Genomic DNA, 8,858 nt, shown 5'->3' on the forward strand with positions numbered 1-8,858 from the left:
ATGGCGAACATCGTGGCCAACCGGATCGGGGGGCAGCTCGGCCTCTCCGGACCGGGCTTCGCGGTCAGTGCCGAGGAGGCCTCCGGCATCGTGGCGCTGGACCTGGCGACCCGGGCGCTGCGGGCCGGCGAGGTCGATGCCGCGCTCGTCGGCGCGGTCGACCTCTCCGAGGAACCCGTGCACCGCGCCGCCCTCACCCAGCTCGGCCGGACCGCGCAGCCGATCGACGCCGCCGTCGTCCTCGTGCTCAAACGCCGCGACGACGCGCGCCGGGACGGCGATCGGATCATCGCCCTGATCGACCGCGATGCCCCAGCAGGCGACGCCTTTCCCACCGGCCTGCTCGGCGCACCGCACGCGGCCGCCAGCCTGCTCGACGTCGCGGCCGCGGCTTTCGCCCTCCGACACCGGGCCCGGCCGCGCTTGGGCCGACCCGCTCACCCCGATCCCGATGCGACCACGGTCGACGTCGTCACGCCCGTACTCGACGCCCCTCCCGCACGGATTCGCCTGCGCGCCGCCGACGCGGCGCCGTGGGCGCCCGAACCCCCGCCCCGGCTGCACCTCTACTCGGGCGCGACCCGGTCGGAAGTCCTCGCCGCCGCCTCGTCCGGCGTCGAGAGCGACACCGGCCCGGCCCGGCTGGCCGTCCTCGCCCGCGACCGCGGGCACCTGGCCGCTCAGCTCGAGAGCGCCCGCGCCTGGCTGGACGGCGAGGCACTGCGGCCGCCCGGCGTGGCCTTCCGCGAGACCCCGATCGGCGGTGAGACGGCCTTCGTCTACACCCAGGGCTCGTCCTTCTACCCCGGCATGGGAGCCGACCTCGCGCTCGCGTTCGCCCCGCTGGCGAGCGGCATGGACGGGGGGCCCGAGCCGCTCGAGCAGATCCTCGCTGTCGGTGCCCTGGCGAACCTGCACACCAGAATCTCCCGGGAAATTCTGGGCGTCGAGCCGCACGCCGCGCTCGGATACTCCTCCGGCGAATCGGCCGCCCTCGTCGCGCTGGGGGCCTGGACCGACGTGCCGGACATGATCGCCGACGCCCGGGCCGACGGACTGTTCACGCACGACCTGAGTGGCGAACTGCGCGGGGTACGCCGCTTCTGGGAACGCCACGGCATCGCCGGCGAACACTGGGCCGGCTACCTCCTCGCGGCCGACCCGGAACTGGTGCGGGCCATGGTCAAGGACGAGCCGGCCGTGCATCTGTCGGCGGTGTGCGACCCGGGAACCTGCGTGGTCTCCGGCGAGGACGAAGCATGCACGGCGTTCGCCGGACGCTTCGACCCGGCCGCCCGCATCCGGCTGCCCCCGTACCTGGTGGCGCACGTCCCCGAAGTGGCCGAGGTGCGCGACCGCTGGCATGCCCTGCACCGGCGCCCCACGACGACGGTGCCGGGCATCCGGTTCTACCGCGGAGCGACGGGCGACTGGTATCACCCGACTGAGGAGTCGGCCGCCGACGCGATCACCGAGCAGATGCTCGCCCCCGTCGACTTCCCGAACCTGATCGAGCGCGCCTGGCACGACGGCGTCCGCGTGTTCATCGAGCACGGACCGGCCGCGCAGTGCACCGGCTGGACACGCCGCGTCCTGGGCGAGCGGGACCACATCGCGGTGGCCATGGACACCGGCCCGGGCCGAGGCCTGTGGTCGGTGTCGATGGTGGTCGCGGAGTTGGCCGCCGCCGGGGTCCCGGTGCGGCACGACGCGCTCGAGGCGTACTTCGCGGAACCGGCCGCCGACGCCGGCCCGACGGTCGGCCTGCCCAGACGACTTCCCCCGCCGGTCCTGGCCGCTCCTGAGTACACGGTGATGGAGCCGGCACCGGAACTCGAACCGATGCCGACGGAGATGCGGGCGTCGAATCCGGCCGTCTCGGCCGCTGTGACGTGGCGCGCTTCCATCACGGCCGCGCACCGCCAATATCTGGCGCTCCAAGCCGCAGCCCACACGCGCTTCCTGACCGGCCGCGCCTCGGCCATCGCCGCGCTCGCCCGTCCCCAGGCTCCGGCGGGCAACGGGTTCCCCGGACCTCGGTTCGACCGGGCGCAGCTCGAACACCTCGCATCCGGCCGGATCTCCGACATCCTCGGACCGGCGTTCGCCGGGCAGGACGCCGACGTGCGGCAGACCCGCATGCCCGGCCCACCGCTGCTGCTCGCCGATCGCGTCCTCGGGATCGACGCCGTGCCGGGCCGGCTGGGCCAGGGCGTCATCTGGACCGAGACCGACGTGGACCACGAGTCGTGGTACCTCGACGCCGCGGGCCGCATGCCGGCCGGCCTGGTCGTCGAGGCGGGACAGGCCGACCTGCTCCTGATCAGCTGGCTCGGCGCCGACCTGCACAACCGGGGGGAGCGGGTCTACCGCCTGCTCGGCAGCGATGTGACGTTCCACGGCCCGCCACCGGGACCGGGCCAGACCCTCCGCTTCGAGATCCGGGTCGTCGGGCACGTCACGCACGGTGCGGTCCGGCTCTTCTTCTTCGAGTACGACTGCCACGTCGGCGATGCGTTGCTGCTCACCGTACGCAACGGCCAAGCCGGCTTCTTCACCGACGACGAACTCAGCCACAGCGGCGGCGTGCTCTGGGACGCCGCCGCCGTCACACCGCCGGACGCCCCGGATCCGCCCGCCGTGCGGTGCGAGCGTTCCTCGTTCGACGCCGAAGCCGTCGGCGCCCTGGCCGATGGCCGCCCCGATCGGTGTTTCGGCACCGGATGGACCGCGACCCGCGCCCACGTGCGGACCCCGCGCATCGGATCGGGACGGCTGCGCCTGCTCGACGAGGTGCCCGTCTTCGACCCCGGCGGCGGACCGTGGGGACGCGGCTATCTCCGCGCCGAGACGGCCGTCAGCCCGGACGACTGGTTCTTCGACGGCCACTTCCACAACGACCCCTGCATGCCCGGCACCCTCATGTCGGAAGCCTGTTTCCAGGCCGTCTCGTTCTATCTGGCCGCGTGTGGCCACACGATCGACCGTGACGGCTGGCGGTTCGAACCGGTGCCGGGGCGCGCCGCGCGCATGCGCTGCCGCGGTCAGGTCACTCCGGACAGCCGCAGGCTGACGTACGAAGTCTTCATCTCGGCGATCTCGACGGACCCGTATCCGATGGCCGTCGCGGACGTGCTGGTCACCGTCGACGGACTGAAGGCCCTGCACGTCGCCGACTGCGCCGTGCGGCTGGTGCCGGACTGGCCGCTCGAGCACTGGCGGCATCTCGGCCCGCCCACGGTGCAGCGGACCGCGCAGCCCGAACCGCTCCCGGCGCTCGGCGGTCTCGCCGGGCACCGTGAGGTGAAGCCCGTCGGGCGGATCGGCGACCTGGCGCTCGGCTACGCCTCGCTGCTCGCCTGCGCCTGGGGCAGGCCGGCGGACGGGCTCGGACCCATGGCCGAGGCGTTCGCCGGCGCACGCCGCGGACCGCGACTGCCCGGGCCGCCGTACCACTTCATGAGCAGGGTCACCGCGGTCGAGGGCCCGTATGAGGGCATGGCGGTCGGCAGTGCGGTCGTCGCCGAGTACGACGTACCCGAGAAGGTCTGGTTCTTCTCGGGCCCGAGCCCCACCATGCCGGCGGCCGCCCTGATGGAGATCGCCCTGCAACCCTGCGGATGGCTGGGCTGCTACGTCGGCAGCCCCCTGCAGATCGACGCCGAGCTGCTGTTCCGCAACCTCGACGGCGACCTGCGCGTCCGGTGTGAGGTGCGGCCCGGCACCCGCGTGGTGCGCACCCGCGCCGAACTCACGGACGTGTCCCGAGCCGCCGGAATGATCATCGAGACGTTCCGGATCGAGTGCCACGCCGACGGGGAACCGCTGTTGAGCGGCACCGCCGTGTTCGGGTATTTCCTCACCACGGCCTTCGCGCAGCAGCCCGGCCTGCCCGCGGCCCCGGCCGAGCGGGAGCGCCTGAGCGAACCGTGCGAGAACCCGCCGACGTTCCACCACCCCGCCGGCCCCATGCTCACGATGCTCGACCGGATCACCGGCTACTGGCCCGAGGGCGGGCCGGCCGGCCTCGGGCAGGTGCGCGCGGAGATGGACGTCGATCCCGGTGCGTGGTTCTTCAAGGCCCACTTCTTCCAGGACCCGGTCATGCCCGGCTCGCTCGGCGTCGAGGCCATGTGCCAGCTGCTGCAGTGGTACCTGACCGACCGGGGCATCGGCGGGGATCGGCCGGGCGCCCGCTTCGAACCGGTCGCGCTCGACGAGCCGCTGATCTGGACCTATCGCGGCCAGGTCGTGCCCACCGACCGCCTGATCACCGTTGAGCTGGAGATCCTCGAGATCCGCGACCGGACCGCGTTCGCCCGGGGCTGGCTCTGGGTCGACGGCCGCCGCATCTACCGCGTCGACCGGCTCGGCGCCCGGATGATCGCCGAAACCGGCGACGCGCGAGGTCGCTGACCTGTCGGAATGCGCCGTGCCCGTTCGTTGACAAGGCAGGACCGGCAGAAGGCGCGGCCGCCAGGGAGAGGAAAGCAACGATGGCAGGCACGACGGCAACCGGCGGTACGAGGTCACTGCGCTTCGGGGTGGTCGCCCCCATCATGACGGATCTGCCGACATGGCGGGACCAGGTCCGCCGCATCGCCGACAGCGGCTACTCGACCATCCTGATGCCCGACGTCCCGCAATGGCAGCCGGCGCCCGGCCCCGCGCTGGCCGTCGCGGCAACCCTCACCGACCTGCGCGTCGGCACGTGGGTGTACGCCTCCCCGCTGCGTCCGGCCTGGAGCACCGCGTGGGAGGCGCACTCGCTGTCGGTGCTCACCGAAGGCCGCTTCGAGATGGGCATCGGCACCGGGCGTCCCGGCATCGAGGACGAACTCCGCGACCTGGGACTGCCCGCCGACCCGCCCGCCGAACGGCTGGCCCGGGTGCGCGAGACCGTCACGGCACTGCGAGACCTCGACGGCCCGAGCCTGCGTACGCCGGTGGCGATGGCCGTTCGCGGGCCGAAGGCCCGGGCGCTGGCGGCCGACCTCGCGGACACGGTCACCTTCGCCTCCAAGCCGGACGACCGGCGAGCCGAGATGGTGCGGCTGGCGCGCGACTTCCGCGCCGTCCGCGACGTCGAACTCGCGGTCCACGTGGCGGTGGTCGGCGACACCGTCGCGCCGTTCATGACGGCCCCCGGCACGGACCCGGCCGCGCTGCGGGCGGCCGACTCGCTCGCAATCCTGCCGGGTGACCCGGCGGCCGCCACCGAGGAGATCCTGCGGCGACGAGAGGAGATCGGCTTCACCTACTTCGTCATCGGCGCCAACTCCGCGGCAGCGCTCGCCCCGGTCGTCGCCGAACTCAGCGGGAGCTGACCATGGCGGGCTGTTCCACGCTGCACCACCAGCTGGTGCGTCCGCCCGCGGGCCGACTCGACCTCCGGCAGCTCCGGCATGATGCCTCCGTTGGTTGGTTCTCCTGCAGTGTGTAGTCCTCATCTCCAGGTCGATGGTGACGGAGCTTCAGTCGACAGATGCCGGTGGAAGTGCCTGGTTGGGCCGCATTGCGCCGGGCACCATCGGGCACCATGAACACCATTGGCAGGTGGCACGGACATCGGCGGGTCTCCAGCAGAGTGATGAGGACGTCCGCCGGCGCGTTTTGGGCTGCTGTTGCAGTTCTGGTGGGGCAAGCGGTCACTGTGCTCCCGGCGGGCGCCGTGGAGCCGCCGACGCGGATCATGGTGGTGGGCGACTCGATCAGCCAAGGGCTTGAGGGTGATTACACCTGGCGATACCGGCTGGCCAACCATCTCGCCGCCGCGGGAGGCAATGTGGACTTCGTCGGACCGTGGACCGGCACCAACGTCGTGCCGGCCGGCTATCCCGCCGGATGGCCAGAAGTCAGCATCCCGCCGTCGCGTAACGGAGCCTACCGACCGGGTATCGCCTTCGACAGCAACCACCTCAGCCAATGGGGTTGGCAGATGCATCAGGCGAAGGACGTGATCGCAGCGAACGTCACCACGTACACACCGGACTTCCTCCTGATCGAGCTGGGGTTCAACGACCTCGCCTGGGGAGTGAACAACCCGGCCGGGCTGCTCAACGACCTGCGAACGCTGGTCGCCAACGCCCGCTCCGTAAAGCCGAACCTGCGCTTCGCGATCGCTAACATCACGCACCGCTCGGCACTGTCGGAGCAGCCGACGCTGCCGGCCATCATCACCGAATACAACTCCCTGCTGGCCAGTTCGATCGGGCAGATCAACACGGCGACGTCCCCGGCGATCGCGGTGGACGTCGATGGTCCTTTCGACGCGAACCTGGACACCTACGACGGGCTGCATCCCAACGTGCGCGGCGAGTGGGTCATCGCCAAGGCATTCGGTGACGCGCTGTTCGCGGGGTGGTGGTTCGGCGGCTTCTTCGCGTCCATCCCGACGTCGCTACCCGCGGACCTCACCCCGGCGGCACCGACGACGATCACCACGACAAATGTCGACTTCAAGGTGAAGGTTCAATGGTCACACTCGTTTGGAGCGGCCGGATACAAGTTCTTCCAACGCGACGCCACCGCCGGCGAAGCCTTTCGTGAGGCGCAGTTCCCGATCGGCGCGGATTCCTGGACCGCGGACGTCCTGCCCGCCGGGCACCTCATGCAGTTCTACGTCAAAGCCACCAGGGGACCCGCCCGAATGAGCGCGGCATCTCCGACCGGGTCGGCAACCGTCAAAGCGCTGCCCGCACCGGCGAACGTCCGCGTCTCGACCGACCCGAACCGCCCGTACGGCGTGACAGTCGCCTGGGACCCCGTCGCCGGGGCGGACGACTACCACGTGTACTCCGCGCCAGGTTGTGATGTCCTCCCCCCGGCCGCCGGCGCGTTCACGCTGCAGCAGTGGGCACTCGGCAGCCGGACCAGCTGGACCCAGGACTACGTGTTCAGCGACTGCATCAACTACAAGGTCGCCGCCTCCCGTAACGGCGGCGAGAGCCCGCTGCCATTCGCCGCGGCCCGGGCGCTGCCCTATCAGAACAACTTCAACCATCTGCTGGCCCGCAACCGGTACTTTGATGCGCCACCGGAAAGCGGCGACGTGAAAGCCGGCACCACGACCGCGGCAGGTACCGATCGCGGCATCGTCGTCGCCCGCGGATACATCCGCGACAAGGACACCTTCACCGGCTCGATCGGCGATCACCGGCAATGGAATCCCAATCCTTACTCGTCGGCGAAGATCGGTGTCGCCTGGGACACGAAGACCGGCCAGATCGGCGTTTACGTCCACAAGTCCTGTGTGATCGGATCAAGCCTGCCCCCGTTCGAGGCCGGCTGCCGCACCGCCCTGCCGATCCGCTTCGTACCCGACGCGACCATCTACGGCGACTCCAACAGCACGCCGTACAACTACGTCTCCGCCGTACGCAGCGGCAGCAGCCTCATCGTCGCTGTCTCCGCAATGAACGCGTGGTCAGCGTCGTTGGGCCGGATCAACGGAAAAGTGACTCTGACCCCCTCCGGCTCCTCCTTCGCCGCCACCCTTGTCGCCGACAAGTTCCCAGCCTGGGAGATCTACCGCTACCCACGTACCGCCCCACTGTCCGGCACGGTCGGCGTGTTCTACGCAATCGGCACCCGAGATCAAACCGGAATCGGCGATCTCAAAACCGCCCAGTCAACCTGCACCAGCGTTCCACCGGAGGGCAACGCCTTCACCAAACCCATGTCCTGCTGACCTGGCTGGTGCACCACCCGTTGTCAGCGGCGGTGCACCAGACTCTTTCCGAAAGGTCGTGTACCCAGTGAAGCGATTCTGGTCCGTCGCGTTCGTCGCGGCGGTGTTCAGCACCGTCCTGAACGGCGTTCCTGCCGTAGCGCAAGCGGCTTCCCGGTGCACGCCGGGATCCGTGCAGGGCATGCAGTCGCTGCTGGCATCGTTGCCGACGTACGGCGACGGCAACATCTCCGCACGGCTGGACAACGGGCGCTGTGTCATCGTGACCGGCGATGCCCTCGCTCGTGGTGGAGGCCCGGGTCCGCACTCGACGATCACCGTGCTGGCGGCCGGGACCGGCCATGTGGTGGCCCCCGCCCACCCTGGCACCGTGTCGAGGTACCAGGCGCTGCCGGATCGCACCGACGGCACCGTCGACTGGCTGGGTCCTGCCTTCTTCGCCGAAGGCAAGCTGTATTCCTTGGCTTCCCGGATACGCCCGCGGCCCGGCGGTTGGGACAACGTCGGCGTCAACACGGCCGTGTTCACTGTCGGAGCCGGTAAGGATCCGGTCTTCTCGAGGTTCATGGCGACGCCCACCGCCATCGGAGGTCCAGTGCTGTGGGGGGCCGGCATTTACTACGACGCCACCGCCCGTCTGGTGTACATCTTCGGCGCGAGCTCCGCCCCGACGGACGGCTGGACCGGCTTCGATGCCTACGTGGCGCGGGTCGGGCTGGCCGACCTCGGCACGCCGAGCCGGTGGACGTACTTCGACGGCGTGAGATGGACCGCCACCAGCGCCGGCGCCAAGCCGATCCTGCGTTCCGCGGTCAACGGCGGGACCGAGAGTGCCTTCTCGGTGTGGCGCGACAGCCAGGGCTGGAGGATCACCTCGAAGCGCGGCGGTGGCTGGGGTCCCGGCTCCGTCACCCGGTGGACGGCGGCGCAGTTCGGGCAGCCGTGGTCCGAGCGGACTGTCGCCACGGTAGCCGGCGATCACTACTTGCACTTCGAACACTGGGCGTTGCCGCTCACGGTCAACGGCAAGCGCCTGCTCTCGTACAACACCACCGGTCAGCCGGCCACCTGGGCGGAGGCCAACTGATCCGGCGGTCGTCATCGACGCTGCTGTCGCCCGGTCCGGCCCGGATGGGCCGGACCGCGCGGGCGGGCCTCGGTGGTGTAA

4 protein-coding genes are annotated in these 8,858 nt (G+C 70.7%); all 4 read left to right on the forward strand.

What is annotated here, in order from left to right:
* Positions 1 to 12: 12 nt before the first annotated feature.
* The 4 genes from AB0M20_RS14485 (at position 13) to AB0M20_RS14500 (ending at position 8,777) form a co-directional block, all read left to right on the forward strand.
* Positions 13 to 4,416 (forward strand): beta-ketoacyl synthase N-terminal-like domain-containing protein, encoded by a 4,404-nt coding sequence (locus AB0M20_RS14485; RefSeq protein ID WP_364298121.1) that lies wholly within the window; start codon positions 13 to 15, stop codon positions 4,414 to 4,416.
* 80 nt (positions 4,417 to 4,496) lie between these two features.
* Entirely contained in the window at positions 4,497 to 5,327 is an 831-nt protein-coding gene (locus AB0M20_RS14490; RefSeq protein WP_364298123.1) for an LLM class flavin-dependent oxidoreductase, read from the forward strand.
* Positions 5,328 to 5,590: 263 nt separating this feature from the next.
* Positions 5,591 to 7,690 (forward strand): SGNH/GDSL hydrolase family protein, encoded by a 2,100-nt coding sequence (locus AB0M20_RS14495; protein ID WP_364298125.1) that lies wholly within the window; start codon positions 5,591 to 5,593, stop codon positions 7,688 to 7,690.
* Between the two features lie 67 nt (positions 7,691 to 7,757).
* Positions 7,758 to 8,777, forward strand: coding sequence for a hypothetical protein (locus AB0M20_RS14500; protein WP_364298127.1), 1,020 nt, complete (start codon positions 7,758 to 7,760; stop codon positions 8,775 to 8,777).
* Positions 8,778 to 8,858: the final 81 nt, after the last annotated feature.

This window comes from Actinoplanes sp. NPDC051633, from assembly GCF_040681735.1.
In the GTDB taxonomy this organism is placed as follows: Bacteria; Actinomycetota; Actinomycetes; order Mycobacteriales; family Micromonosporaceae; genus Actinoplanes.

Excerpts from the sequence above, each read along its gene's own strand:
- AB0M20_RS14495 (WP_364298125.1), top strand. The coding sequence starts at position 5,591 with ATGAGGACGTCCGCCGGCGCGTTTTGGGCTGCTGTTGCAGTTCTGGTG.
- AB0M20_RS14490 (WP_364298123.1), top strand. The coding sequence starts at position 4,497 with ATGGCAGGCACGACGGCAACCGGCGGTACGAGGTCACTGCGCTTCGGG.